This is a genomic window from Granulicoccus phenolivorans DSM 17626 = NBRC 107789 = JCM 15570, from assembly GCF_000423085.1.
Taxonomy (GTDB): domain Bacteria; phylum Actinomycetota; class Actinomycetes; order Propionibacteriales; family Propionibacteriaceae; genus Granulicoccus; species Granulicoccus phenolivorans.
Map to the genome: position 1 here is coordinate 119,351 of NZ_AUHH01000002.1, position 24,791 is coordinate 144,141.

The window sequence follows — 24,791 nt, forward strand, 5'->3', positions numbered from 1 at the left end:
GGCCTCTTGGTTCCCCGATTCGCTTTCACGGTGCGATGGAGCAGGTGCCGGCAGGTATCGATTCTGGGAGGTTCTGACTTTGGTTCTTCGTCAGGGTGCACTTCTCCCCGTGAGGCCCACAGCCGACGACGCGCAGAACGCAGAAATGCCCCGCCGGAGCGGGGCATTTCTGCACGGGGGTGGAGGTGCGGGGAATCGAACCCCGGTCCTCGAAGGGTGACGCAGGACTTCTCCGGGTGCAGCCGACTAGACGGTTTTCTCGGCTCCTGCACTCACGTCAGCATGTTGCAGCCAAGCCCAGCTCAGGAAAAGTCCCTCACTGACCTCCGAGCACGGTCAGTGAAGCAAGCCTTCTGAATGAGGCCAGGAACCGGACGGAAGGCACATCCGGGCTGACCCTTCGATCACTGCTCAGGCAGCGAGAGCGAAGTCAGTGCGCTTAGAGTTGGCACTTATTGGTTTCCACAGAGCGTTTACGAGATAACTGTGGGTCCTCGACCCGCTTCCCCTGGGACTACCGCCCCAAGTCGAAACCGATCACCCCCTGTTGCGTTGTCACCCGTTCCGTCGGTCACCTGAGCCGACGAGCCGGGAACAGCTGCCCAGGTTCCGGGGAACCCGGGCAGATATCCATACTACACCGCGACTGCGACGAATATTCCCACGCGGGCTCAGCCGCGCAGCGGCTTCCAGTTGATCCGCTTGGTGACCGGGTTCTCCCAGCGCTCGCCCTGGAAGGCCTTCACCGCGCTGATCACGGTCAGGATGAACCAGGCCAGGCCGACGATGCCGGCCAGCGGGAGGTCGACGATGCCCCCGATGATCGCCATCGCGATGGTGGCGAAGACGCCGAACAGCTGGAAGTTGAACGCCTGGGCCGCCTCGGCCCGCAGCACCGAGCCGCGATCGCTGGTGAAGTACACGATCGCCGGGACGACCGGTCCGGCCGCGAGCCCGGACAGGTGGGTGAGCCCGGCACCGGTCCGCTCCGACTGCGACAGCTGCCCGTAGGGTGCCAGGTGCTGCCCGGTCGGGGCGTACCCGCTGGGATCGGTGGCCCGGTAGGCCGGGTATCCGGGCTGGTAGCCGGCGTACGGGTCGGCCTGCGGGTAGCCGGCGGCATAGGTGTCGCGGTAGGGATCGACCAGACCGTAGAGAGCCTGGTTCAGTTCCGGACGGGTCTGGGCCGTCATCACCTGATTGAGGCGGGCGTCCAGTTCGGTCTCGTTGAGGCGTCCCTCGGCGTAGGCCTGGGAGATCATGTCCACGGCGCGATCCCGCTCGGCAGTGCTGATCGGCGTGGTCTGCTGGCCGTAGTCGGCGTACTGCGGGAACGAGGACTGCGGATCAGTGCTGTGAGGGTTGGCGTAATCGTGCGTGCTCATGCTTCTACTGTGCCTTGCCGGACCCAACCGGACATCAGGGCTTATCCCCTGCCCTCCCCTGAACCTCGCCCTCGACCGGACCCCCGCCGCCCCCGGAACACCGGCCGCCCCGGGCGGCACGCCCCACTAGGCTGGCGCCCATGAGCAATCAGAACATGGGCGAGAAGCCCGAAGTCGACTTCCCCGAGGGCCCGGCCCCGACCGAGCTGCAGATCACCGATCTGGTCGAGGGCGACGGTCCCGAGGCCGCCGCCGGTCAGGTCGTCCACGTCCACTACGTCGGGGTGTCCTACTCCAGCGGCGAGCAGTTCGACGCGTCCTGGGACCGGGGCGCCCCGCTGGCGTTCCCGCTGGGCGCCGGTCGGGTCATCGCCGGTTGGGACCAGGGGGTCCAGGGCATGAAGGTGGGCGGCCGGCGCAAGCTGGTCATTCCGCCGCAGCTGGCCTACGGCGACCGGGGCGCGGGCGGCGTGATCGCGCCCGGGGAGACCCTGATCTTCATCTGCGACCTGGTCGCGGTGCAGTGACACCGAGCGTACGCTGAGCGCGCCGGGCCGGGGTCAGCCCCGCTCGCCCCGGCTCCGGGCCGCCAGCGCGCGTTCCTTTTCGCGATTGTCGTCGCGCTTGCGGATGGTCTCCCGCTTGTCGAACTCGCGCTTACCGGTCGCCACGGCGATCTCGACCTTGGCGTACCCGTCGTTGAAGTAGATCGACAGCGGGATCAGCGTCGTCCCGCCCTTGGTCAGCTCGCGCTCGATCTTGGTGATCTCCCGGCGGTTCAGCAGCAGTTTGCGGGTACGCCGCGCGGAGTGGTTGGTCCAGGTGCCGTGGCTGTACTCGGGGATGTTCGCGTTGCGCAGCCATACCTCGGAGTCGTCCACCGTGGCGAAGGCGTCGACCAGGCTGGCTCGCCCCTGGCGCAGCGATTTGACCTCGGTCCCGGTCAGCACCATGCCCGCTTCGAAAGTGTCACCGATGTGATAGTCGTGGCGCGCCTTCTTGTTCTGGGCGATCAGCTTGCGCCCCTTCTCCTTGACCATCGGTCCTCCTTCCCGGGTTTTGGCCCCGTGCATGAACGGTTCAGTCTAGCCACTGCGGGCCGTTGTCCCGGCCAATATCCGACGGCGCAGACCGCCGCCGCGCGACCGCCGTGGCACAACCGCCGTAGCCCAACCGCCATAGCCCAACAGAACGGGCCCCGGCCCTCCGTGGAGGGCCGGGGCCACCGGCGTCGAATCGGACCCGATCAGCTGGTGTACCAGGTCTGCGGGTTCACCATCGTGCCGTCCAACCACACCATCAGGTGCAGGTGGCAGCCGGTGGAGTAGCCGGTGCTGCCGACGTACCCGATGACCTGTCCCTTCTTGACCGTGTCGCCCACGTTGACGGTGTAGCTGGTCGCGTGGTTCATCGAGGTGGTGACATAGCGCCCGTCCACCTTGCCGTGATCGATGAACAGGCGATTGCCGTAGCCGCCGTTGTAATACTTCTCGGTCACCTTGCCGTCGTAGGGCGCCTTGATCGGGGTACCACAGCCGACCCCGAAGTCGGTGCCGTCATGCAGCTTGTAGACCCCGGTCACCGGGTGCACGCGCATGCCGTACGGGGAGGTGATCGGACCGGCGACCGGGTAGGCGAAGCCGTGGTTGGCCGAATCGGCCGCCAGCTTCTTGGCCTCCTCGTCCGCCTTCTTCTTCGCGGCGGCCTCGGCGGCAGCCTTCTCGTCAGCGGCCCGCTTGGCGGCGGCCTCTTTCTGCGCCGCTGCGGCCTGGGCGGCGGACTTCTCCGCGGCGGCCTTGTCGGCAGCAGCCTTCTCGGCCGCGGCCTTCTCGGCGGCCCGCTTCTGCATGGCCTCCTGCTCCGCGGCGGCCTTCTTGCTCGCGTCGGGGTCGCTGCTGGCCTGGTTGTTCGCCGAGGCGGTCGGGGCCTTGCCGGCGGTCGACCCGGTGGGTTCGGCCGACGGGGTGGCGCTGGCCGACGGCGTACCGCTGGCCGACGGCGTACCACTGGCCGAAGGGGTACCACTGGCCGACGGCGTACCACTGGCCGAGGGGGTACCACTGGCCGACGGCGTACCACTGGCCGAGGGGGTACCGCTCGCCGACGGCGTACCACTGGCCGACGGCGTACCACTGGCCGAGGGGGTGGCCGAGGTCTCCGGCCGGGCCGTGGCCGAGGGCGTCGCCGGTGCGGTGCTGCTCGGGCTCGCGGTGGCGCTCGGCGTACCGCTGGGGCTCGGGGTCGTGCTCGGGGCAGCGGACTGGGCATCGCGCTCGGCGGCCGCCTTCTCCCGGGCTTCGCGAGCAGCCTTGGCCGAGGCGACCTCTGCCCCCTGCTGCTCGGCGATCCGGTCCTTGATCCGCTGGTCGACGCCGTCGCGTTCCTCGTTCAGCCCGGCGAGCTGCTTCTGGTCGGCCTCGTACTGGCTGCGCGCGGCGGCCTCGGCCAGCTTGTTCTGCTCCACCAGGGCGGTGACTTCCTTGGCCTGCTGATCGGCCGCGGTCTTGAGCGCCTGGGTGCGTTCCAGGTTCTTCGCTGCCGTCTCCCGGTCGGTCGACGCCTGCTGCTCGATGGCTGCCTGCGCTTCCCGCGCCGCGGTCAGCTTCGTCTGCTCCTGCTTGAGTGCGGAGAGCTCGGAATCGGTGCTGAGGTACGCATTGCGGGCCCACTGGATCCGGTTGCTGATGTCTGCGGAGGATTTGCCGTTGGCCAGCATCCCGTAGCTGACCAGGGTGGTCTGCTGCTGTTGCTGCTGACGGGCCACCTCGCCGAGCTTCTGCTGCTTGGCGTCCACGTTCTTCTGCCCCTCGGCCACCGCGGCGCGGGCCACCTCGAGGTCTTCGCGGGCCTTGGCCAGGGTCAGGGCCATCGCCTGGTCCTGCTGCTGGGCCGCGTCGAGATCCTTGCGGGTCTGGTCGAGTTTGTTCTGGGCGGTGGCCAGCGCCTTCTCGGCGTCGCGCACCTTGGCGGTGGCGGCATCGAGTTCGTTGCTGGACTCATACACCTTGGACTTGGTCGAACTGATCTGCTGATCAACCTTGTCGCGCTGGTCGCTGAGGGGGTCGGCGTTCGCCGCCGAGAGCCCGCCGAACGTCACGGCGATCGTCAATGCACTGACCACCGTCGCCCGAACAACATGGGTCGCGAGGCGTCGGAAAGGCGCTTCGCTGTTGCGCGGGACGCCCGGCGGGGCGTAGGGAAGGTCCCGTTTCACAGCTGTCTCCAAAAGTCTGTTGAGGAAGGCTCCTCAGGTGTTCAGACCCTCAGATACCTTCGCGTGGCTATCAGCGTTGGAATGATAGAAAGCAGGACACCGACGACCGCAACCCCCAACATGGCGATACCTACGTGGGACCAGCCAATCCAAGGTGAACCTTGAATCAAGACTTGAGCCTTTTGGACGATAAGGAAGTAGTGTCCTGCGGCCAGTGTGACACATGTTAAAACGATTGAGATGACAGCTGCGAAGAGTGTCTCCAGAAGAAATGGCGCCAGGATGTACCAGTTGCTGGCGCCGACCATCCGCATGATGCCGATCTCCCGGCGCCGGGCGAAGGCCGCCATCCGGATCGTGTTCGCGATCTGCAGCGCCGCCGCGAGCAGCAGCAGTGCGGCGGCGATGATCGTCCCCCACTGCGCCAGGTTCATCCACTCGAACAGCCCGTCCAGGATGCCGCGCAGATCCTGCACGTTCTGTACACCCTTCAGCCCCTGCACGGAACTGACGACCCCTTGATACTCCTCAGGGTTCTTCAGTCGCACCGAGTAGGACTCCTGCATCTGATCCACCGTCAGGTAGTCCGCGGTCGGGGTGTTCGCGTACGCGGCGCGGAACTCCGCGAAGGCCTGTTCCTTGGACTGATAGGTCACCTCGGCGACCTCGGGGTTCGACCGCAACGTCTGTTCGATCTGGGCCTTCTGCTCCTGGGTCACCTCCTGACCCGCGTCGCAGTTGTCGCCCGGGGTCGTGGCGTTGCACAGGAAGACCCGGACCTCGATCTTGTCGTACCAGTCGGCCTTCATCAGATTGACCTGCTGGTTGACCATCAGGCCGGCACCGAACAGGGTCAGCGACACCCACATCGTGACGATGACAGCGATGGTCATCGACCCGTTGCGGCGAATGCCGGACCACGTTTCAGAGAAGGTATGTCGCATCAGTTTCCTCCGGTCCACGGCTCACTGGTAGCCGTAGACGCCCTTGCTTTGGTCTCGGACGACGTCCCCGTCGACCAGCTCGATCACGCGCTTGCGCATCTGGTCCACGATCGTGGAGTCGTGGGTGGCCATCACCACGGTGGTGTCGGCGCGGTTGATGCGGTCGAGCAGCTTCATGATGCCGACACTGGTGGCCGGGTCCAGGTTTCCGGTCGGCTCGTCGGCAATGAGGATCTGCGGCCGGTTCACGAACGCGCGGGCGATCGCCACCCGCTGCTGCTCACCACCGGACAACTCCTCGGGCAGCCGGTCGCCCTTGTTCGCCAGGCCGACCAACTCCAGGGTCTCCGGTACCGCCTTGCGGATCTCGGAGTTCTTCTTCCCGATCACCTGCAGGGCGAACCCGACATTCTCGGAGACGGTCTTGCCCGGCAGCAGCCGGAAGTCCTGGAAGACGGTGCCGATCTGGCGCCGCAGGCCCGGGATCTTCCACCCGGGAAGCTTGTTGATGTCCTTGCCGGCGACGTAGATCCGACCGGTGGTGGGTCGGTACTCGCGCAGGATCAGACGCATGAAGGTCGACTTGCCGGACCCCGATGCCCCGACCAGGAAGACGAATTCGCCTTTCTCGATCTCGACATCGACATCCTTCAATGCGGCCCGATGCTGTCCCTCGTAGGTCTTGGAGACATTCTCAAAACGGATCACAGGCGTGGGCGGCCGGGATCGATTACATGCGGCGCCGAGGCGTACGCATGCCCCGGCACAAGCAGGGGACGGCCTTCAGTGAGTGTAGGCGGGTGACCCCAAGCCGCCGGGGATTTGCCCCCGGCGAGCCCGGCGGGGATCAGGCGTCGGCGGTCTCTTCCTGCTTGCGCCAGCGGATGCCGGCATCGATGAAGCCGTCGATGTCGCCGTCGAAGACCGCGTCCGGGTTGCCGGTTTCGTAGGAGGTACGCAGGTCCTTGACCATCTGGTAGGGATGCAGCACGTAGGAGCGCATCTGCGAACCCCAGGAGTTGCCGTCGGACTTCAGCGCGTTCATCTCGGCCTCCTTGTCCTTGCGGGCCTTCTCCAGCAGGCGGGACTGCAGGACGCGCAGCGCGGCCGCCTTGTTCTGCAGCTGGGACTTCTCGTTCTGACAGGAGACCACGATGCCGGTGGGCAGGTGGGTGATCCGCACAGCGGAGTCGGTGGTGTTCACCGACTGCCCGCCCGGCCCCGAGGAGCGGAACACGTCAACGCGGATGTCGCCCTCGGGCACGTCGATGTGGTCGGTCTCCTCGGTCACCGGCAGCACATCCACCCCGGCGAAGCTGGTCTGCCGGCGGCCCTGGTTGTCGAACGGGCTGATCCGGACCAGCCGGTGCGTGCCCTGCTCGACCGACAGGGTGCCGTAGGCGTAGGGGGCCTTGACCGCAAAGGTGGCCGACTTGATCCCGGCCTCTTCGGCGAAGGAGGTGTCGTAGACCTCGGTGGGATAGCCGTGCCGCTCGGCCCAGCGCAGATACATCCGCATCAGCCGCTCGGCGAAGTCGGAGGCATCGACCCCACCGGCCTCGGCCCGGACGGTGACCAGGGCGTCCCGGTCGTCGTACTCCCCCGACAGCAGCGTGCGTACCTCCATCGCCGAGATGTCGGTCTGCAGGCTGTGCAGTTCGGTCTCGGCGTCGGCGAGCACCTCGGCGTCGCTCTCCTCGTTGCCGAGTTCGACCATCACCTGGATGTCCTCCAGGCGCGAGCGCAGGCCGCCGATGCGGTCCAGCTCGGCCTGCAACTGGGACAGCCGGGAGGTGACCCGCTGGGCATTGTCCTGGTCGTCCCACAGGTCGGGGGCGGCCACCTGCTGCTCGAGGTCGGCGATCTCGGCCCGTTTGGACTCGGGATCGACGACCGCCTCGATCGAGGTCAGCGACCGATCGAGGTCGGTCAGCGCGGAGGAAAAGTCAACAGAAGCCACAAACGACAACGATACCCGTCCGGGAGCGGCCGCTGCGGACCGGTTCGATCGGTGGCACCGTCGTTTTCGGTGCAGCAGAATTCGACGCAGCTCAGTCAGCGCACAGTTGCCGGTGTCTCACGCCGGTTTGCTGCACCCGAAACGACGTTTCTGTCGGCGTACCCGGGTATCGGCGGGTCAGCGTGCCTTGATCAGCGGCCGGATCCCCTGCTGGATCGCCGGGATGTTGGCGTCGGTGATCCGCATCGCCTCGGCCCAGACCGGGACCAGGTCGTCCTTGTACTCGTGGCCGTGGCCGTCCCCGGCCGACTGGGCCACCGCCATGTCGCAGGCCAACTGCCAGAACGTCGCCCACGGCACCCAGCGCACGCCGTCGCTGACGTCCCGGCCCACCCGTTCCTTCAGCCAGTCGTGTTCCCGGTAGAGCACGTCCCAGTTCCACCACACGATCGGGTCCGAGGCGTACTGCAGGTAGATCACCCGGGTGCCGTCCCACGGGTCGTAGGGACCGCCGTAGAAGTCCCGGCGCAGTTCGGCGGGTTGGGTGACGAACCGGATGTTGCGCCCGTTGTCCCACACCGGGGCGATCTCCGGGGAGTCCGGCCGACGATGCTCGGTCAGTTTGCTCCACAGCGGGGTGAACCGCGGGGTCCCGACCCAGACCGCACCCTCGACCTTGGCGATCATCTCCTGCTCGTCGGCGAACGCGGCCTGGCCGCCGTAGGACCCCAGGGAGGTGCCGCCGGCCAGCAGCATCGGGCGGTGGTCGGCCGGCAGCTGGGACCAGGCGGCGTACACCGCGTTGAACAGGGCCTGCCCGGCCCGCGGGGCGATGGTCCGGTCGGCCATGTAGGCGAACGGGCTGAGCATGTAGGAGTACTGCATCGAGGCGATCGCGGAGTCGCCGTCGGCGAGGAATTCCACCGCGGACAGGTTCCACTCCTCCAGCCAGCCCTTGCCCGCCGAGGTCATCACGACCAGGTACTTGCGCTCGAAGGCACCGGTGCGGCGCAGTTCGGCAACCACCGCGTCGGCGGTGCCGTACACGTCGCGCCCCTCGCGGATCCCGGCGAAGGCGCGGATCGGTTCCTTGGCCGGCCGCCCGGTGGCCCGGCTGATGTCGGCGGCCCGGGGCCCGTCGGAGACCACCGCCTGCCCCTGGGCGCCCAGGGTGTTCCACGGCTCCAGGGACTGCGCCGACCCCGAACGCTCGGGCTGCAGCGGCTGCGACCGGCCCGGCAGGGTGGTTTCGTTGGTCGCGGTCGCCGACCGGAAGGCACCGTCGAGCACCCCGGTGACCAGGACGTTGTTGGTCAGCACCACCGAGACCACGAAGACGACCAGGACCGCGATGATGCTCCCGATCCCGGCCGGCAGGATCCGACCGAGCCAGCCGCTGAGTCGGTTGACCAGGGCCGCGATCGCCCGCCCCAGCATCACCAACAGCCCGAACAGCATCAGACCGGTGATCAGGCCGATGCTCTGGTTCACCGCGGCATTGGGGACCATCCCGGTGAGCACCGCGATCTTGTCCTGCTCGCGCAGAGAGATGACCCACCACACCAGCGTGCCGATGGTCAGCCCGATCTGGAAGACCCGGGTGAGGATGCGTCCCACCCCCGGCTTCAGCGTGACCTGCAGACCGATCAGCTGGGCCAGCCGGGAGCCGAGGTAGCCCACGGTCCGCCCGACCAGATAGCCGAAGCCCATGCACAGACCGATGTTGGCCAGGTTCATCCACCAGTCGCGGGTGATCAGGCTGGGGGAGATCGCGATCCACAGCGATGCCAGGGCGAAGAACAGTGCGGTCGGGTGCAGGCGATTCCAGATCTTGTCGAACCACCAGGTACGCAGCCGTTCAATTCTGCTCACGCGCGAATAGTGCCATACCTCGGCGTACCCGGCAGAAACTCCGGGGTGCTGAGCACGCACCCGTGGAAGGATGGGCCTGCACACAGACCGATCGGGGCGTACAGGCCCGGCAGCAGGAGGGATCCACGATGGCCGAACTCAAGGACCAGCTCAAGGCCGACATGAAGACCGCGATGAAGGCCAAGGACAAGGACACCCTGCGCGCGATCCGGGCCGCGCTGGCCGCGATCGGGGTCAAGGAGGTCGAGGGCGAGGCGCACGACCTGACCACCGAGGAGGAGCAGGCGGTGGTCACCAAGGAGGTACGCCAGCGCAAGGACTCCGCGCAGGCCTACACCGAGGGGGGACGGCCGGAACTGGCCGAGGCCGAGCTGGCCGAGGCCGACGTGCTCGCCCGCTACCTCCCGGCCCCGTTGACCGAGGCCGAACTGACTGCCCTGGTCGACGCCGAGATCGCCAAGCTGGAGGAGCCCTCGCTGAAGCAGATGGGCAAGGTGATGGGTGCGGTGAATCAGCAGGCCAAGGGCCGCGCCGACGGCGCCGCGGTCGCCGCACTGGTGAAGCAGAAGCTCGGCCAGGCCTCCTGAGACCGCGATGGCGGGCATCGGCACCACGATCGAGGACCGGATCGCCACGGTCACCATCGACAACCCCACCAAACGCAATGCGCTGACCGTGGCGATGTGGCAGGAACTCCCCCGGGTGTACGCCGCGCTGACCGCCGACGATGCCGTCCGGGTGATCGTGCTGACCGGCGCCGGAGAGCACTTCAGCGCCGGCGCCGACATCGCCGCGCTGGAGCTGCTGGGCACCGGGCAGCTCCCCACGGTCGCCGAGATGGCGATCCGGGACTGCCCCAAGCCGACGATCGCCGCGATCAACGGCATCTGCTTCGGCGGCGGCTGCGAGCTCGCCGCCGCCTGTGACCTGCGGATCGCCGGGACCGGGGCGCGGTTCAGCGTCCCGCCGGCGAACCTCGGGGTGGTCTATCCATTGCCGGCGACCCAACTGCTGGTCTCGGTGATCGGTCCGGCGGCGACGAAGTACCTGATGTTCACCGGCGAACCCATCGACGCGATCCGAGCCCTGCACATCGGTCTGGTCGATGAGGTCGTGGCGCCCGAGCTCCTTCGCGACCGCGGGCAGGCGCTGGCGGCCCGGATCGCCTCACGCTCCCAGCTGACGGTGCAGGCCGCCAAGGAGATCGTCAACGCGATCGCGAGCGGGCAGGAACCGGCTGCGCTGGCCGCGTTGGCCGGGGACTGGTCCGCGCAGGCGATGGCCGGCCCGGACCTGGCCGAGGGGATGCGCGCCTTCGCCGAGAAGCGTCCGGCGCAGTTCACCTGGCATCGCCCGCACGGCTGAGTGGGTACGGTGGCGGGCATGCGCATCGGTTTTGCATTCCCGTTGGGAGCGGTCCTCGCGGCCGCCGGAATCGGTCTGGGCGCCTTCGGCGCGCACGGCCTCAAGGCGATCGTGGACCCGGCGATGTTGGCCAACTGGGAGACCGGGGTGCGCTACCACATGTACGCCGCGCTGGCGATGATGGTGATCGGCGTCCTGCCCGGCAAACCGCAGAAGGTGGCCCCGTGGCTGCTGGTGGCCGGCATCGTGTTGTTCGGGGGGTCGCTGTACCTGATGACGCTGACCGGCGCCCGGTGGCTGGGGGCGATCACCCCGCTGGGCGGGGTCGCGATCATCGTCGGGCTGTGCCTGGCCGCGCTCACCGCGTGGCGGTCCCGCCCGACGGCGGATTGAGCCGGGCCCGACCGCGGGAGCGGCGCCACGGCGTACGGTGGGCGTGGCGTAATCTTGTGACATGGATCACATCAAGGTACGCCGGGCGACCCACCACGATGCGGTCGCCCTGGGCCGGATGCAACACGATTTCGGCACCGAGTTCGATACCCCGGGTGATCCGGCCGATGTGCTGGGCGTACGGTTCGACCGGATCCTGCGCGAGGAGGGCGTCTTCGCGGTGATCGCCGAGGACGAGGGGGAACCGGTCGGCTTCGGCCTGGTCACGCTGCGCCCGGCGATCTGGTTCGACGGGCCGGTCGCCCAACTCGAGGAGTTCTACGTCATCCCCGACCTGCGCGACCAGGGCATCGGCACCCGGCTGCTGACCCTGATCCGGCGGATCGCCACCGAGGCCGGCTCCCCCGAGATGCACATCAATGTCGACGAGATCGACGCCGACACCCGACGCTTCTACGAGCGGTACGGCTTTGTGAATATCGAGCCCGGCGCGGACTACCGGATGCTGTTCTACGTCGGTCCGACGCAATGGACGCGGCAGGCCGATTCGGCCTAGTCCCGACTCCGGACGCCGGATCAGCCCTGATCGAACGGCAACCCGGCCAGCGTGCCGAGCGCGGCAAGTTGCGCCGGCGGGAGGTAGGCCACCAGCACCGATCCCCCGTCCCCGATCCACCCGAAGCGGCCGGTCGCGGAGTCGGGGAGGTGTTCGTTGAGCCGGGCAATCAGCGACCAGTCGAAGTCCTTGTTCTGCCGCAGCCCGAACTCGGCGGAGAGGGGGCCGGACACCCGGACGAGATAGCGCTCGTCCCGCCCGATCGGCCCGGTCACCGAGACCGCCGCAGCCGCGAACTCCGGATCGGCCAGGTGGAGCACGGCCGCAATGGTGTCGGCCAGGTCGGCTTCAGCGGCCCCGTCAAAGACGTGGTCGACGATGATCCGGGCGTTGTCGAAGAGCGGTTCGCCGCTCTCCTCATCCTCCTGCCACAGCACCGTCAGCACCGGATTCGGGAGCGCCGCGATCCGGTTCTCCGCTGGAGCCGCACCCCCGTGGGCCCCGATCCCCGCGAGGGTCGCCCGCGCCCACTCAGCCGCCGACAGCCGGGGTACGCCCCCGGACCAGCGCAGCCCGACGGCCGCGAAATCGGCCCAGCACTGCTCGACGAACGCGACCTCGGCCGGGGTGGGCTGCGGGGGCTCGGGCGACTGCGGGGGCTCGGTGGGCTGGGGGGGCTCCGGCGACTGCGGCGCAGACCCGGCCCGCGGCGCGGTCGCGCCGAGGCCGAGTGCGTGCAGCAGTCGCCGGATCATTCAGCGGGCCTCGGGCTTGAACCGCCGCAGCAGCAGCGAGTTCGCCACCACGAAGACCGAGCTGAACGCCATCGCCGCACCGGCGATCATCGGGGTGAGGAAGCCCAGGGCGGCCAGCGGGATCGCCGCGGTGTTGTACGCGAAGGCCCAGAACAGGTTCGTCCGAATCGTCCGCAGCGTGGCCCGGCTGAGCCGGATCGCGTCGACGGCCAGCATCAGATCCGAGCGCATCAGGGTGATCCCCGCCGCTTCCTTGGCCGCGTCGGTACCCGACCCCATGGCGATGCCGAGGTCGGCGGCAGCCAGTGCCGCGGCGTCGTTCACCCCGTCCCCGACCATCGCCACCTGACCGTGGGTCTGCAGTTCGCGGACCACCGCGACCTTGCCCTCCGGCCGGACATTGGCCCGGACCTCGGTGATGCCGACCTTGGCGGCCACTGCCCGAGCGGCCCGCTCGTTGTCGCCGGTCACCAGCACCGGGGTGAGCCCCAGCTCGATGAACCGCGCGATGGCCTGCTGCGAGGTCTCCTTGATGGTGTCGGCCAGGCTGATTACGCCGACCGGCGTACCGGCCCGGGAGACCACGACCGGGGTTTCCCCGCGGGCCTGGCTCGCGTCCACGACCCGATCCAGTTCGGCGGGCAGCTCGGTGACCGCGTCGGGTCGCGAGACCGCGACCGGCACCCCGTCGACCAGGGCCCGGACTCCTTCGCCGGGCAGGTTGGTGAACTCGGTCAGCTCACCCAGTTCCCCGGCGGCGTCCACGATGGCGCGGGCCAGCGGGTGTTCCGAGCCGGATTCGGCGGTGGCCGCCCAGCGGGTCAGTTCGTCGGAGGTCACGCCGTCGACCGGGTTCACCGAGACAACCTTGAGGTCACCGTTGGTGACGGTGCCGGTCTTGTCCAGCGCGATCGTCTTCACCGCTCGCGCCTGTTCCAGCACGTCGGGTCCGCCGATCACGATGCCGAGTTTCGCACCGCGGCCGGTGCCCACCAGCAGGGCGACCGGGGTGGCCAGGCCGAGGGCACACGGGCAGGCGATGATCAACACCGCGACCGCGGCGGTCGCGGCGAACAGCACCGACTCGCCGGCCAGCAGCCACCCGACCAGGGTGACCAGGGCGATCGCCAGCACGATCGGCACGAAGACACCGGAGATCTTGTCGGCCAGCGCCTGCACCGGAGCCTTGCGCGTCTGCGCCTCCTCGACCATCCGGGCCATCCGGGACAGTTCGGTGTCCGCACCCAGCGCGGTGGCCCGGACGATCAGCCGGCCGTTGGCGTTCACCGTCGCGCCGACGACCTTGTCCCCGGGCGCCTTGTCGACCGGGAGGGATTCACCGGTGATCATCGACTCATCCACCGCCGAGGTCCCCGAGACCACCACCCCATCGGTGGCGACCTTCTCCCCGGGCCGGACGATGAACTCATCACCCACGGCCAGTTGCTCGACCGGGATCCGTACCTCGACGCCGTCGCGCAGCACCGTGGCCTCCGCCGCGCCAAGGGTCAGCAGGGCGCGCAACGCCTCGGACGCCTTGGTCCGCGCATTCGCCTCGAACCAGCGGCCGGCGGTGATGAACGTGATCACCCCGACCACGGCCTCGAAGTAGACGCCGCCCTGTGCGCCGCGTTCCAGCGTGAACTCGAACCCGTGGGTGTAGTCCAGCGATCCGGCGTGGGTGAAGAACAGCGCCCAGACCGAGTAGAAGTACGCCGCAGTGGTGCCCATCGAGATCAGGGTGTCCATGGTGGTGGCCCCGTGGCGCAGATTCACCAGCGCCGAGCGGTGGAAACGCCGGCCGACCCAGAAGTAGACCGGGGTGGCCAGCAGCAGCGAGAACCAGGTCCAGCCGCTGAACTGCAGCGCCGGGATCATCGCCAGCGCGATCACCGGCACCGACAGGATCACCGACAGGGTCAGGTCCTTCTCCAACTCGGCGGCGCGGTCGGGACGCTTGATGACCGGGTCGGGCAGCTTCGCCGCGTACCCGGTGTTCTCCACGACCTGGATCAGGTCCTGGGCGCTGACTCCGGTCGGGGCCAGCACCTTGGCCTTCTCCGTGGCGTAGTTGACGCTGGCGGTGACGCCGTCGACCTTGTTCAGTTTCTTCTCGATCCGGGCCGCGCACGAGGCGCAGGTCATCCCGTCGATGTCGAGTTCGATGGATTCCCGGCGGTCGATGAACTCAAGACCGGGCGTCGGGGTGGTGGTTGGCTGGGTAGCCATAGTGGGTTTCTCCTCGGGTGGAGGACCGTTGCGTGGGCCGGAGCGGACGAAACGGTCCTGACTGAATGGAGTGGTGGGACGGGGCGTACGCCCGGGTCAGCTGCGCACGAGGCGAGCGATCGCCTCGGAGGCTTCCTGGATCTTCTCTTCGGCCTGCGGACCCCCCTCGCGGGCGGCCTCCAGGACGCAGTGGCTCATGTGATCGTCGAGCAGGCCGAGGGCCACCGACTGCAGGGCCTTGGTCATCGCCGAGACCTGGGTGAGAATGTCGATGCAGTAGGCCTCCTCATCGACCATCCGCTGCAGGCCGCGGGCCTGACCCTCGATGCGGCGCAGCCGACGCAGGTAGTTGTCCTTGGCCGAGATGTAGCCGTGGTGGTGTTCGGTGCCGGCCGCAGCGCAGCAGGCCTGGCCCGAGTCGACGTCCACCAGGACTTCCTCGGCGTCGGGCCCGGCAGGCTCGGCCGACTTCTTGTCGAGAGCGGTCATAACGCTCCCTCCCTTCGCGGTTCCGATAGCCCAACTATACCCCTAGGGGGTTTATTCCGAAACTTGACGGGACGCAACGTCCCGCACCCTGGGACCTCGGACCGAGGTGCCGCGGGCCACGCGATACGTTCACCGGAAGATCTGGGTCCCCGATCCCCCGTGACGCGGTGCGCGGCCGGGGCCTAGAGTCGGACCAACCACGACAGGAGTACGCCCGTGAGCAATGACCAGCACCAGAAGTTTGCTGACCTTCTTCTCAACTCGTATGTCACCAAGACCCCGATCCCGCCGCTGCGGGACCAGATCGAGGGGATGACCCTCGATGACGCCTACGAGATCCAGCTGCTGCAGGAAAAGGCCTATGTCGCCAAGGGCGACCCCGTCGTCGGGCGCAAGATCGGCCTGACCTCGCTGGCCATGCAGCAGCAGCTCGGGGTGGATCAGCCCGACTTCGGCTTCGTCACCGCGTCGATGGTCAGCCGTGGCGACCACACCTTCGCCCCCGACGCGTTCATCCAGCCCAAGGTCGAGCCGGAACTGGCCATCGTGCTGGGCAAGGACCTGAAGGGCCCCGGGGTCACCCTCGAGCAGGCCATCGAGGCCACCGCGGGGGCGTACGCCGCGATCGAGATCATCGACTCCCGGATCGAGGACTGGAAGATCAGTCTGGTCGACACCGTCTCCGACAACGCCTCCAGCGGCGGCATCGCCTACGCCCTGGAGCCGATCGACGTTCCGATCCCGGACCTGGACAAGGTCGAGTGCTCGCTGCGGCTGGACGGCGAGGTCGTCGCCAGCGGTGTCGGCACCGACGTGATGGGCCACCCGATCCAGCCGATGGTCTGGCTGGCCAACCTGCTCGGGGAGCGCGGGATCACCCTGGAGGCCGGCCAGGTCGTGATGACCGGCTCGTTCACCTCGGCCTTCGTGGTGGAGCACGGCCACAACGCCACCGCCGACTTCGGTGAGCTCGGGTCGATCACCCTCACCTTCTGAGTTCGGGCCCACTGGGCAGCGCGACGGGCCGGCCCCCTGGGGGTGCCGGCCCGTTGTAGGCTCAACAAGATCCCCTGACCAGTGACGAGGTTGCCCCGATGACCGAACCGCCGACTACTCCGACCCGCGACTCGCGTACCGCCGTGGACAAGGCCCTGGCACTGCTGGGGGCCTTCGGTGCCGACGCCTCCTCCGGGGTCGGGGTGACGGAGTTGGCGCGACGGACCGGCCTGAGCAAGTCCACCGCCTTCCGGGTGCTGGCGATGCTGGAGAACAACAATGCCGTCGAGCGGGCCGGGACCAAATACCGCCTCGGCCCGCTGCTGGGCGATCTGGCCACCCCGGCGGAGTCCCCGGAGATCGACCGGATCCGGGAGGTGCTGACCCCCTTTCTGGCCCACCTGTACGAGCGGACCCGGCAGACAGTGCATCTGGCGATCCTGGACGGGGTCAACGTCGCCTACCTCAACAAGCTGCACGGGCTGCACAACTTCCCCTCCCCCTCCCGGATCGGCGGGCACCTGCCGGCGTACTGCACCGCGGTCGGCAAGGCGATGCTGGCCTACTCCCCCGCCCCGGTGATCGAGGAGGTGCTCGGCCAGGAGCTCGCGCCCTGGACCCCGCACACGATCACCGATCCGGAAGTGCTGCGCGCCGAGCTGGCCCAGATCCGCAAGGAGGGCGTCGCGTACGACCGGATGGAACTCTCGGTGGGCCTGATCTGTGTCGCCGCACCGGTCTTCGACGTGATGAATCAACCCCTGGCCGCGCTGTCGGTGTCCGGCCGCAACGGACGCTACGACCCGCGGACCCTGGCCGGGACGCTCCGCGAAGTGTGCAACGAGGCCACCAAAGCGTACGCGGCGCGACGTCGCAGTGAACGGAAGGCAACGAACAACCCCGTTTCGTCTTCCGGCACAGAAAATACCGCGCAGGTGTGACCCGGCTTACAGTCCTACTCGTGGTTAACCGTCAGCACCGGCTGATCGGTCAGGACCAGGTCGGCGTACGTCGACCGTGCTGTGCACGCGAGAAGCGATGGCTGGGAGAGCCGATCGCCCGCGGCACCGGTCCGACAACTATTTCCACAGGAAGAGGTAAGGACTATGTCCCGCACTTACACAGCGGCCATCGTCGGTCCGGGCAACATTGGCACCGACCTGATGTTCAAGCTGCTCAAGCGCTCGGACCGGATCAAGCCGACGTACATGATCGGTGTTGACCCTGCGTCCGACGGCCTGGCCCGGGCTTCCCGGTTGGGCCTCACCAGTTCCGCCGAGGGTGTCGACTGGCTCCTTGCCCAGGACGACCTGCCCGATTTCGTTTTCGAATGCACCAGCGCGAAGGCCCACGCCGCCAACGCGCCGCGGTACAAGGAAGCCGGTATCCACGCCGTCGACCTGACCCCCGCTGCAATCGGCCCGTACGTGTGCCCCCCAGTGAACCTGGAGTCGGTCACCGACGTGATGAACGTCAACATGATCACCTGTGGTGGCCAGGCCACCACCCCGATGGTGAGCGCGGTGTCCAGCATCGTTCCCGTCGACTACGCCGAGATCGTCGCCTCGATCTCCTCCAAGTCCGCCGGCCCGGGCACCCGCGCCAACATCGACGAGTTCACCGAGACCACCTCGGCGGCCCTCGAGGTCGTTGGTGGCGCCAAGAAGGGCAAGGCGATCATCATCCTGAACCCGGCCGATCCGCCGGTGATGATGCGCAACACCGTGTACTGCTCGCTGCCCGCCGAGGCCGCCGAGCCCGGTGACCTGCAGAACAAGATCGTCGATTCGATCGAGCGCATGGTCACCGTCGTCCAGGACTACGTGCCGGGGTACAAGCTGACCGCCGCCCCGCAGTTCGACCACGCCCGTCCGGAGTGGAACGGCTGGGGCCGGGTCACCTGCCTGGTGCAGGTCACCGGTGCCGCGGACTACCTGCCGGAGTACGCCGGCAACCTGGACATCATCACCTCGGCCGCAGCCCGCACCGGCGACATGCTGGTTCGGCGCATCGAGGCTCAGCAGACCGAAGGCACCCACGAGTTCGAAGGAGCGCGGGCATGAGCGAGAAGATCCGTCTCACCGACACCACGCTGCGCGATGGCTCGCACGCCATGCGCCACCAGTTCACCAAGGAGCAGGTCCGCAACGTCGTCCGCGCGCTGGACGATTCGCAGATCGAGGTCATCGAGGTCACCCATGGTGACGGCCTGGCCGGGTCCAGCTTCAACTACGGCTTCTCCCTGGTGCCGGACCTCGACCTGATCGAGGTCGCGGTCGACGAGGCCAAGAACGCCAAGATCGCCGCGCTGATGCTGCCCGGGCTGGGCACGATCCACGACATGAAGGAAGCCAAGGAGCGCGGCATCCAGATCATCCGGATCGCCACCCACTGCACCGAGGCCGACGTCTCGATCCAGCACTTCCAGGCCGCCCGCGAGATGGGCCTGGAGACCGTCGGGTTCCTGATGCTGTCGCACATGACCCCGCCGGCCGAACTGGCCAAGCAGGCGCGGATCATGGCCGACGCCGGCTGCCAGTGTGTCTACGTGGTCGACTCCGCCGGCGCCCTCATCCTGGAGGACGTCAGCGACCGGGTGAAGGCGCTGAAGGAAGAGCTCGGCGACGACGCCCAGATCGGCTACCACGGACACCAGAACATGTCCTTCGGGGTGGCCAACTCGGTGCTGGCCGTTCGGGCGGGCGCCAAGCAGATCGACGGCAGCCTGTGCGCCCTGGGCGCCGGTGCGGGCAACACCCCCACCGAGGTCGTCGCGGCCGCCTTCGACCGGCTGGGCATCCCGACCGGAGTGGACACCTACGGCCTGCTGGCCGCCGCCGAGGAGGTCGCCAAGCCGTTCATCCCGCGGATGCCGGCGATGGACCGCGACTCGATCGTCCAGGGCAAGGCGGGGGTCTACAACTCCTTCCTGTTCCACGCCCAGCGGGCGGCCGAGCGGTACGGCGTCCCGTCCCACGAGATCCTCGAGGAGGTCGGCCGGCGTCGTCTGGTCGGTGGCCAGGAGGACATGATCATCGACGTCGCCGTGGCGCTCGCCGCGCAGCAGAACCAGTCCGCCGAGGACCTGGTCGCGACCAAGTGACCCCTGTCCCGCGCTGATCGGCGCGGGAACACGAACGGGCGCCCCTTTGCGGGGCGCCCGTTCTGTGTTTACCCGGTCCGGCTCATTCGGCCGGCACCAGCTTGGGGTATTCGATCCGCGGGCAGGTGTCCATCACGACCTGCAGCCCGGCTGCCGCGGCGCGTTCGGCGGCGGCCTCGTCGATCACCCCGAGTTGCAGCCAGACCATGGTGATGCCCAGGCGGTCGGCATTGGCGATGGCTTCGTCGACGACCGCACCGACCAGTTCGGAGCGGACGAAGCAGTCGACGACATCGACCCTGGTGCCGTCGGGAATCGCGCTGAGCGAGGCGTACCCGGTCTGGCCGAAGACCGTCTCGGCCTTCGGGTGCACCGGAATGATCGTGTGACCCAGATGGTCGGCCAGCCAGCCGGCGATCCGGTACGCGGTGCGCGTGGGGTGATCGGACAGCCCCACCACCGCCCAGGTGCCGGGGGTGAGCAGGGCTTCGCGGATCGAGATCGGGTCATTGAGCGTCGGTGCGGTCACCGGGCCAGTGTCACACACGGCTCAAGCCGGCCCGGTGCCGCACGGTTCACACGGGCAGGACGGGCTGCTCGTCGACGTTCCAGCCGCCGCGCGGGGCGCGCAGGCTCATCATGAAGTCGCCGGCGAGGAAGCCCCGGTAGCCCTCCAGCAGCGCCAGCACCGTCGCCGCCTTGGCGGTCTTGTTGTTCGGCCGCTTGTCCTCGCGCAGTCCGAGCAGGTACTTGCGGGTCGCCAGCGCCGGGGAACCCGAGGTCAGCCCGATGGTGTTCACCATCTGCTCGACGAAGAAGGTATCGGTCCGGGTGACATCCTTGGAGACCTGGCGCGCGGCGTAGTACGCGGCCGAATAGGGCGCCAGCTGGCACGGCAGCAGGTTGCGATCCCGGTTCGCCTGATCGACGATCTCCTCCAGGCCCTCGTGCACCCCCATCCAGAACACGATGTCATCGCGGGAGTAGCTGGCGGCGAACCCGCCGCCGCGCAACAGCCAGTTCACGATCGGTACGGTGGCGGCCAGCTTGGTGCCGTGCTTGAAGCCGCGGACCTTCAGCGCATCGGAGGCGGTCCGGATCGCTCCGGTGTCCACCGCGTCCTGAGCGTTGCGGGCCAACCCGCGTACCACATGCATCTCGACCGGTACGCCGGCCTTCACCACCGCCATCAATCGGTGCTGGCCGTCGATCAGCTTGCCGTCCTCGTCGAAGCGGATCGGGTCAGCTGTGTACAGCCACCGCCCTTCGGTCATCGCCGTCGCGTACTCCCGCACCCGGGAGGGACGGACAGTTCGGTTGGCGATGTTTCGTTCGAGCCATTTCTGGGCCTGTTCCGGTTCTACCTGCATCGTCTTATGAGTCACCCGCGCCATGGCCCGAACTCTAGAAAAATCGCTCCCGTATCCGGGGTAGGCACGCCGCCCGATTCGGGCCCCGTGAGTGAGGTTTTCCGCACTGTCGATCCCTCTTTTCACACGGGCCTCACCGGGCACAGCAACACCTCACCCGCGGGACGCTCGATGAGCCCACCGTCGCCCGGGTGGGTGCGCCACCGCGGGCCGACGGTGCGCCCACCGACCCCGGATCAGGGCAGCTGCCAGAAGCTCCCGTGCAGGCCGCAGGCGTCCAGCAGTCCCTGATTGTGCTCCCGGGTGTGCGGCCGGAAATCCCGGTCGAGCCGGTCGCGGTACCAGGGTTGAGCCAGCTGCCACACGCTGGTCGCCGGGGCGAGGTAGCCCCCGCCACCGTGCTCGGTGTCCCAGCTGGCGGCATGTTCGTGGGTGCAGAAGGTGCGGATCATCGTGCAGGTGGCCACCACGTCCGGCCACCACTGCGCAGCCGGGCGCGGGAAGCGTACGGCCAACTCCGCCGGCGGCGGGGTCGCCGGTCCTGCGGCGTAGCTCAGGTGCGTGCCGCAGTAGGGACAGGCGGTGTCGATCTGCACCTCCAGCCCGAGCGCGGCGCTGATGCCGAAGGAGTCCCAGGCGCAGCCGCCCCACCAGCGCCGGTCGTCGAAGCCGTCGCGCGGGGTGACCACGAAGGCCATCGGGTCTGCGGAGAAGGGGTGCGCCATTCGGATCGCGTCCCCGTCGCGGGTGAGGACCACGGCATGGGCGTCGGCGAGTTCACCGAGAATTCGGTCGGTGTCACTGCGTGAGGTGCCGGTACGCCGGGCCAACTCGGCCGGCGAGGGCGCTCGCCCCTGCTCGGCGAAGGTGGCGTACACCAGGTCGCGGACGCGGCGTTGTTCGGGGTTCATGGGGGTCCTTTCGTCGGTTCGGGCGATCGATCCGGGTGCCTCAGGCGGGGTCGGGGTCGGGGTCGCCGAGGACACCGGCGGGCACGAGCTTGGCCTGCCGCCCGCGCCAGGTCTTGTCCCAGGTCATCTCCTCCACGACCAGGACTTCCCCGCAGGCGCTGCAGACCTGCCCCTGGGTGGTCTCCTGGCCGCAGCGGTCATGGATCAGGGCCATGTGCCCCCCGGCCTCGGGCGTGGCGGTGTGCCGCTCGCCCCACACGGCGAGTTGTTGCAGGATCGGGAGCAACTCCGCGGCCGCCTCGGTGGCGGCGTACCCCTGCCGGGTGCGGCCGCCGCTGACATAGTCCACCCGGGTGAGCAGGCCGGCCTCCACCATGGCGCGCAGCCGTCGGCTGAGGACCGCCTCGGAGATGCCGAGGCTGTCGCGGAGCTGATCGAAGCGGCCGTAGCCCTGCAGCACGTCGCGGACGATCAGCAGCACCCAGCCGTCGCCGAGCACGTCCAGGGAGCGACGGATCGGACAGAGCTCGGTGGACCAGTCGGACCGCAGGGGCATGTCTTCTCACTCCGCTCGGAATCGGTTAGGGTGACGCCAGCATATAACTTCTCTCAAGAAAGCGTGAGATGTCGCGTACCACCTCCGCCGACCCGACCCGACGCTCCCGGCGCGTGCATCCAGCCTTCTGGGTCGCCGCCGTCGCCGGCCTGGCCCTGTTCTCGGCCGCCGGGTTCCGGGCCGCCCCGGGTGCGCTGATGGTTCCGCTGCAGCAGGATTTCGCGTGGTCGACGAGCGTGATCTCGCTGGCGGTCAGCGTGAATCTGCTGCTGTACGGGCTGGTGTCGCCGTTCGCTGCTGCCCTGATGGAGCGCTTCGGGATCCGCCGGGTGGTCGCCACCGCCCTGGCCCTGGTGGCGTTGGGAGCCGGCGGCAGTGTGGTGATGACCGCATCGTGGCAGTTGGTGATCTTCTGGGGCATCCTGATCGGAGCCGGCACCGGCTCGATGGCGCTGGTCCTGGCCTCCACCATCGCCGACCGCTGGTTCGTGCGCCGGCGTGGACTGGTGATGGGCGTGCTCACCGCGGGTTCGGCGGCCGGGCAACTGGTCCTCCTGCCGCCGGTGGCCGCCCTGGCCGAGAACGTCGGCTGGCGGCCGGCGTCGCTGGTGATCGCCGCGGTGGCCCTGGCCGCGGTCCCGCTGGTGGTGCTGGTGATCCGGGACTACCCGGCCGACCGGGGCACGGTTCCCTATGGCGCCGATCCGGCGACGTATCAGGCGCCGGCGCGAGCGACCGGCGGGGCGCTGCAGCGCGCCCTGGGCGGGCTGGCGTACGCGGTGCGGCAGCGGGCGTTCTGGGCACTCGCGCTGGCGTTCGCGATCTGCGGGGCCACCACCAATGGTCTGATCGGCATCCATTTCATCCCCTCGGCCCACGACCATGGGATGCCGGCGCCCACGGCCGCGGGGCTGCTGGCGGCCGTGGGCGTGTTCGACATCGTCGGCACGATCGCCTCGGGCTGGCTCACCGACCGCTTCGACCCCCGGAAGCTGCTGGTGGCCTACTACGCCTTCCGCGGCGTCGGCCTGCTCGTGCTGCCGTCCCTGCTGTCGGACAGCATCCATCCGAGCATCGTGGTGTTCGTGGTGATCTACGGGCTGGACTGGGTGGCCACCGTGCCGCCGACCGAACGACTGTGTCGCGACATCTTCGGCGATCGCGGCACGATCGTGTTCGGCTGGGTGTTCGCCGCCCATCAGATCGGGGCGGCCCTGGCCGCCTTCGGTGCGGGCCTGATCCGGGACAGCTTCGGCACCTACGCCTATGCCTGGTGGGGCGGTGCGGCGCTGTGCGGGATCGCCGCGGTGCTGTCGGTGGCGGTACGCGTGCGGCGCCGGGTGCCGCGCGAGGCGTACGCGCCGGTCAGTCGCGCGGCGCCCGGGGAGTCAGCACCGTCAGCAGGGTGAGCGGCACCAGCAACAGCAGGGAGATCACAGCCAGCCCGCCGAACCCGCCGAGCAGCAGCAGCGGGCCGGACCCGAACGCGGCGACGGCCCCGGCGAGATTCGCCAGGGTGTCCACCCCGCCCTGGGCGGCGGCCCGAGTGCTGTCGGAGACCACGGAACTGAACAGGGTCGAGCCGGCCACATTGACAAAGGCCCAGCCCAGGCCGAGCAGGATCACCGACGCGATGACCCAGCCGGTGCGATCCGATTGCCAGGTTGCCAACGCCAGCGCCACCGCCAGGATGCCGATTCCGGCGCCGATCGTGATCCGGGCCCCGAGCCGATCGCACAGGAAGCCGACCGCGGGAGCCAGGGCGTACATGCCGACGATGTGCAGACTGATGGTGATCCCGACGATGCTGATCGACCCGCCCTGATTGACCAGATGCAGTGGGGTCGCGGTCATCACCGCCACCATCACGAACTGGGCGGTCAGGATCGCGATCACGGCGAACCGGGCGATCGAGTTGACCCGGAGTTCGGTGGACACCGCCCGCAATCGGCCCCGGCGCGGGGCGCCCGCTCGAGGGTGATCCGTCGACGGCAGCCCGGCGCTGCGCTGCCGCACCAGCAACGGGTCCGGCCGCAACAGCATCCAGATCAGCAGACTGGCGACCGCGAGACAGACCGTGGCGATCAGGAACGCGGCGGCGTACACGTTGAGGCCGATCCGATCCCCCAGGAACTGGCCCGGTACCCCGAGGTTGGGCCCGAGCATCGAACCGATCGTCCCGACCCAGACAATCAACGACAGGGACCGGCCCTGGTGGTGCGGTTCGGCCAGGTCGGTGGCAGCGAAGCGGGACTGGAGGCTGACCGCCGCCCCGGAGCCGATCAGCAGCAGTCCGAGGAACAGCGGCACGACCAGGTCGGCCTGAGCGGCGAGCACCAGCAGGGCGCCGCCGACCGCCGCGATCGCCCACCCGAGGCTCAGCGCCACCCGACGCCCCCGGGCGGCCGCCAATGTACCCAGCGGCAGGCCGAGCAGGGCCGCCCCCAGCGTGCCGGCCGCTCGGGCCGGACCGGCCAAGGTATCGCTGTGGGTCACCTGACCGGCCAGCAGAATGCCGATCGAGGGCGTGATTCCCACGCCGACGGTCCCGACGATCTGACTGAGCACCAGCACGACCATGGTCCGCCGCTGCACCCGGGCGCCGACCGGCGCCGCGACCTGCTGGGTGATCGGTTCGCCCATACCGATCATTCTTGCACCGGCACGGATGCCGCTTCGAACAGTTCAGTAGG

Annotated in this window: 25 protein-coding genes and 1 other RNA gene; 10 read left to right on the forward strand and 16 right to left on the reverse strand. The window is 68.6% G+C overall.

Features of this window, described 5'->3' with window-relative positions; translation table 11 throughout:
* Nucleotides 1–177 precede the first annotated feature (177 nt).
* Nucleotides 178–545, reverse strand: a transfer-messenger RNA (tmRNA) gene (ssrA, locus tag G531_RS25050).
* Between the two features lie 126 nt (nt 546–671).
* The gene (locus tag G531_RS0101885) at nt 672–1,385 is read right to left on the reverse strand and encodes a DUF1707 and DUF4870 domain-containing protein (protein WP_026925954.1); all 714 of its coding nucleotides are present in this window, start codon (nt 1,383–1,385) and stop codon (nt 672–674) included.
* A 155-nt stretch (nt 1,386–1,540) separates the two neighbouring features.
* On the opposite strand from G531_RS0101885, the gene G531_RS0101890 reads away from it, so the two are divergent.
* Nucleotides 1,541–1,912 carry an FKBP-type peptidyl-prolyl cis-trans isomerase gene (locus tag G531_RS0101890; protein ID WP_026925955.1) on the forward strand — a complete coding sequence of 124 codons (372 nt, stop codon included), beginning with the start codon at nt 1,541–1,543 and terminating at the stop codon, nt 1,910–1,912.
* A 33-nt stretch (nt 1,913–1,945) separates the two neighbouring features.
* Here G531_RS0101890 and smpB read toward each other — a convergent pair whose 3' ends face one another.
* The 6 genes from smpB to G531_RS0101920 all read right to left on the reverse strand — a co-directional run bounded on the left by smpB (nt 1,946) and on the right by G531_RS0101920 (nt 9,375).
* Entirely contained in the window at nt 1,946–2,425 is a 480-nt protein-coding gene (gene smpB, locus G531_RS0101895) for an SsrA-binding protein SmpB (protein WP_026925956.1), read from the reverse strand.
* A gap of 206 nt (nt 2,426–2,631) precedes the next feature.
* Nucleotides 2,632–4,599, reverse strand: a complete 1,968-nt coding sequence (locus G531_RS26605) for a peptidoglycan DD-metalloendopeptidase family protein (protein WP_245630412.1) — start codon at nt 4,597–4,599, stop codon at nt 2,632–2,634.
* A gap of 41 nt (nt 4,600–4,640) precedes the next feature.
* Nucleotides 4,641–5,543: a permease-like cell division protein FtsX gene (gene ftsX, locus G531_RS0101905; RefSeq protein WP_026925957.1), complete on the reverse strand. Its 903-nt coding sequence runs from the start codon at nt 5,541–5,543 to the stop codon at nt 4,641–4,643.
* A gap of 21 nt (nt 5,544–5,564) precedes the next feature.
* Entirely contained in the window at nt 5,565–6,251 is a 687-nt protein-coding gene (gene ftsE / locus G531_RS0101910; RefSeq protein ID WP_026925958.1) for a cell division ATP-binding protein FtsE, read from the reverse strand.
* 139 nt (nt 6,252–6,390) lie between these two features.
* The gene (gene prfB / locus G531_RS0101915; protein ID WP_373277269.1) at nt 6,391–7,512 is read right to left on the reverse strand and encodes a peptide chain release factor 2; all 1,122 of its coding nucleotides are present in this window, start codon (nt 7,510–7,512) and stop codon (nt 6,391–6,393) included.
* Between the two features lie 168 nt (nt 7,513–7,680).
* A complete protein-coding gene (locus G531_RS0101920) occupies nt 7,681–9,375 on the reverse strand; it encodes an alpha/beta hydrolase (protein ID WP_051214909.1) in 1,695 nt (564 codons plus the stop codon).
* A 128-nt stretch (nt 9,376–9,503) separates the two neighbouring features.
* Here G531_RS0101920 and G531_RS0101925 point away from each other — a divergent pair, with 128 nt between their 5' ends.
* The 4 genes from G531_RS0101925 to G531_RS19780 all read left to right on the forward strand — a co-directional run bounded on the left by G531_RS0101925 (nt 9,504) and on the right by G531_RS19780 (nt 11,689).
* Nucleotides 9,504–9,962, forward strand: a complete 459-nt coding sequence (locus tag G531_RS0101925; protein WP_026925961.1) for a GatB/YqeY domain-containing protein — start codon at nt 9,504–9,506, stop codon at nt 9,960–9,962.
* A gap of 7 nt (nt 9,963–9,969) precedes the next feature.
* Complete coding sequence (locus G531_RS0101930; protein ID WP_035756829.1) at nt 9,970–10,740, forward strand: enoyl-CoA hydratase/isomerase family protein; 771 nt, start codon at nt 9,970–9,972, stop codon at nt 10,738–10,740.
* Nucleotides 10,741–10,758: 18 nt separating this feature from the next.
* A complete protein-coding gene (locus G531_RS0101935; RefSeq protein WP_026925963.1) occupies nt 10,759–11,133 on the forward strand; it encodes a DUF423 domain-containing protein in 375 nt (124 codons plus the stop codon).
* 61 nt (nt 11,134–11,194) lie between these two features.
* Nucleotides 11,195–11,689 carry a GNAT family N-acetyltransferase gene (locus G531_RS19780; RefSeq protein ID WP_051214910.1) on the forward strand — a complete coding sequence of 165 codons (495 nt, stop codon included), beginning with the start codon at nt 11,195–11,197 and terminating at the stop codon, nt 11,687–11,689.
* 20 nt (nt 11,690–11,709) lie between these two features.
* On the opposite strand, the gene G531_RS0101945 is transcribed toward G531_RS19780, so the two are convergent.
* The 3 genes from G531_RS0101945 to G531_RS0101955 form a co-directional block, all read right to left on the reverse strand.
* Nucleotides 11,710–12,444: a hypothetical protein gene (locus G531_RS0101945; RefSeq protein WP_026925964.1), complete on the reverse strand. Its 735-nt coding sequence runs from the start codon at nt 12,442–12,444 to the stop codon at nt 11,710–11,712.
* Nucleotides 12,445–14,673 carry a heavy metal translocating P-type ATPase gene (locus G531_RS0101950; RefSeq protein WP_081683739.1) on the reverse strand — a complete coding sequence of 743 codons (2,229 nt, stop codon included), beginning with the start codon at nt 14,671–14,673 and terminating at the stop codon, nt 12,445–12,447. It abuts the gene before it with no gap.
* Between the two features lie 96 nt (nt 14,674–14,769).
* Nucleotides 14,770–15,102, reverse strand: coding sequence for a metal-sensitive transcriptional regulator (locus G531_RS0101955; protein WP_051214938.1), 333 nt, complete (start codon nt 15,100–15,102; stop codon nt 14,770–14,772).
* Nucleotides 15,103–15,378: 276 nt separating this feature from the next.
* Between G531_RS0101955 and G531_RS0101960 the strand changes: the two genes are divergently transcribed.
* The 4 genes from G531_RS0101960 to dmpG all read left to right on the forward strand — a co-directional run bounded on the left by G531_RS0101960 (nt 15,379) and on the right by dmpG (nt 19,261).
* Nucleotides 15,379–16,158, forward strand: a complete 780-nt coding sequence (locus G531_RS0101960; RefSeq protein WP_026925967.1) for a 2-keto-4-pentenoate hydratase — start codon at nt 15,379–15,381, stop codon at nt 16,156–16,158.
* Nucleotides 16,159–16,256: 98 nt separating this feature from the next.
* Nucleotides 16,257–17,099: an IclR family transcriptional regulator gene (locus tag G531_RS19785; protein WP_051214911.1), complete on the forward strand. Its 843-nt coding sequence runs from the start codon at nt 16,257–16,259 to the stop codon at nt 17,097–17,099.
* A 165-nt stretch (nt 17,100–17,264) separates the two neighbouring features.
* Nucleotides 17,265–18,221, forward strand: coding sequence for an acetaldehyde dehydrogenase (acetylating) (locus tag G531_RS19790; protein ID WP_035756830.1), 957 nt, complete (start codon nt 17,265–17,267; stop codon nt 18,219–18,221).
* The gene (gene dmpG, locus G531_RS19795; RefSeq protein WP_051214912.1) at nt 18,218–19,261 is read left to right on the forward strand and encodes a 4-hydroxy-2-oxovalerate aldolase; all 1,044 of its coding nucleotides are present in this window, start codon (nt 18,218–18,220) and stop codon (nt 19,259–19,261) included. Before G531_RS19790 ends, dmpG begins: the two co-directional genes overlap by 4 nt.
* A gap of 82 nt (nt 19,262–19,343) precedes the next feature.
* Here the strand turns inward: dmpG and G531_RS0101980 are convergent, their stop codons facing one another.
* The 4 genes from G531_RS0101980 to G531_RS0101995 form a co-directional block, all read right to left on the reverse strand.
* A complete protein-coding gene (locus tag G531_RS0101980; protein ID WP_026925968.1) occupies nt 19,344–19,790 on the reverse strand; it encodes a CoA-binding protein in 447 nt (148 codons plus the stop codon).
* Between the two features lie 46 nt (nt 19,791–19,836).
* Nucleotides 19,837–20,655, reverse strand: coding sequence for a ParB N-terminal domain-containing protein (locus G531_RS24245; RefSeq protein ID WP_145978559.1), 819 nt, complete (start codon nt 20,653–20,655; stop codon nt 19,837–19,839).
* A gap of 212 nt (nt 20,656–20,867) precedes the next feature.
* Nucleotides 20,868–21,542 carry an organomercurial lyase gene (gene merB / locus G531_RS0101990; RefSeq protein ID WP_026925969.1) on the reverse strand — a complete coding sequence of 225 codons (675 nt, stop codon included), beginning with the start codon at nt 21,540–21,542 and terminating at the stop codon, nt 20,868–20,870.
* A gap of 40 nt (nt 21,543–21,582) precedes the next feature.
* On the reverse strand, nt 21,583–22,098 hold the full coding sequence (locus tag G531_RS0101995) for a winged helix-turn-helix transcriptional regulator (RefSeq protein WP_026925970.1): 516 nt from the start codon (nt 22,096–22,098) through the stop codon (nt 21,583–21,585).
* Between the two features lie 68 nt (nt 22,099–22,166).
* Between G531_RS0101995 and G531_RS0102000 the strand changes: the two genes are divergently transcribed.
* On the forward strand, nt 22,167–23,507 hold the full coding sequence (locus G531_RS0102000; RefSeq protein ID WP_026925971.1) for an MFS transporter: 1,341 nt from the start codon (nt 22,167–22,169) through the stop codon (nt 23,505–23,507).
* Here G531_RS0102000 and G531_RS0102005 read toward each other — a convergent pair.
* Nucleotides 23,464–24,741 carry an MFS transporter gene (locus tag G531_RS0102005; RefSeq protein WP_051214914.1) on the reverse strand — a complete coding sequence of 426 codons (1,278 nt, stop codon included), beginning with the start codon at nt 24,739–24,741 and terminating at the stop codon, nt 23,464–23,466. The genes G531_RS0102000 and G531_RS0102005 overlap by 44 nt on opposite strands.
* Between the last annotated feature and the right edge of the window lie 50 nt (nt 24,742–24,791).

Excerpts from the sequence above, each read along its gene's own strand:
- G531_RS0101885 (WP_026925954.1), bottom strand. The coding sequence starts at position 1,385 with ATGAGCACGCACGATTACGCCAACCCTCACAGCACTGATCCGCAGTCC.
- G531_RS0101890 (WP_026925955.1), top strand. The coding sequence starts at position 1,541 with ATGGGCGAGAAGCCCGAAGTCGACTTCCCCGAGGGCCCGGCCCCGACC.
- smpB (WP_026925956.1), bottom strand. The coding sequence starts at position 2,425 with ATGGTCAAGGAGAAGGGGCGCAAGCTGATCGCCCAGAACAAGAAGGCG.
- ftsX (WP_026925957.1), bottom strand. The coding sequence starts at position 5,543 with ATGCGACATACCTTCTCTGAAACGTGGTCCGGCATTCGCCGCAACGGG.
- G531_RS0101925 (WP_026925961.1), top strand. The coding sequence starts at position 9,504 with ATGGCCGAACTCAAGGACCAGCTCAAGGCCGACATGAAGACCGCGATG.
- G531_RS0101930 (WP_035756829.1), top strand. The coding sequence starts at position 9,970 with ATGGCGGGCATCGGCACCACGATCGAGGACCGGATCGCCACGGTCACC.
- G531_RS0101935 (WP_026925963.1), top strand. The coding sequence starts at position 10,759 with ATGCGCATCGGTTTTGCATTCCCGTTGGGAGCGGTCCTCGCGGCCGCC.
- G531_RS19780 (WP_051214910.1), top strand. The coding sequence starts at position 11,195 with ATGGATCACATCAAGGTACGCCGGGCGACCCACCACGATGCGGTCGCC.
- G531_RS0101945 (WP_026925964.1), bottom strand. The coding sequence starts at position 12,444 with ATGATCCGGCGACTGCTGCACGCACTCGGCCTCGGCGCGACCGCGCCG.
- G531_RS0101950 (WP_081683739.1), bottom strand. The coding sequence starts at position 14,673 with ATGGCTACCCAGCCAACCACCACCCCGACGCCCGGTCTTGAGTTCATC.
- G531_RS19785 (WP_051214911.1), top strand. The coding sequence starts at position 16,257 with ATGACCGAACCGCCGACTACTCCGACCCGCGACTCGCGTACCGCCGTG.
- G531_RS19790 (WP_035756830.1), top strand. The coding sequence starts at position 17,265 with ATGTCCCGCACTTACACAGCGGCCATCGTCGGTCCGGGCAACATTGGC.
- dmpG (WP_051214912.1), top strand. The coding sequence starts at position 18,218 with ATGAGCGAGAAGATCCGTCTCACCGACACCACGCTGCGCGATGGCTCG.
- G531_RS24245 (WP_145978559.1), bottom strand. The coding sequence starts at position 20,655 with ATGGCGCGGGTGACTCATAAGACGATGCAGGTAGAACCGGAACAGGCC.
- merB (WP_026925969.1), bottom strand. The coding sequence starts at position 21,542 with ATGAACCCCGAACAACGCCGCGTCCGCGACCTGGTGTACGCCACCTTC.
- G531_RS0101995 (WP_026925970.1), bottom strand. The coding sequence starts at position 22,098 with ATGCCCCTGCGGTCCGACTGGTCCACCGAGCTCTGTCCGATCCGTCGC.
- G531_RS0102000 (WP_026925971.1), top strand. The coding sequence starts at position 22,167 with ATGTCGCGTACCACCTCCGCCGACCCGACCCGACGCTCCCGGCGCGTG.
- G531_RS0102005 (WP_051214914.1), bottom strand. The coding sequence starts at position 24,741 with ATGGGCGAACCGATCACCCAGCAGGTCGCGGCGCCGGTCGGCGCCCGG.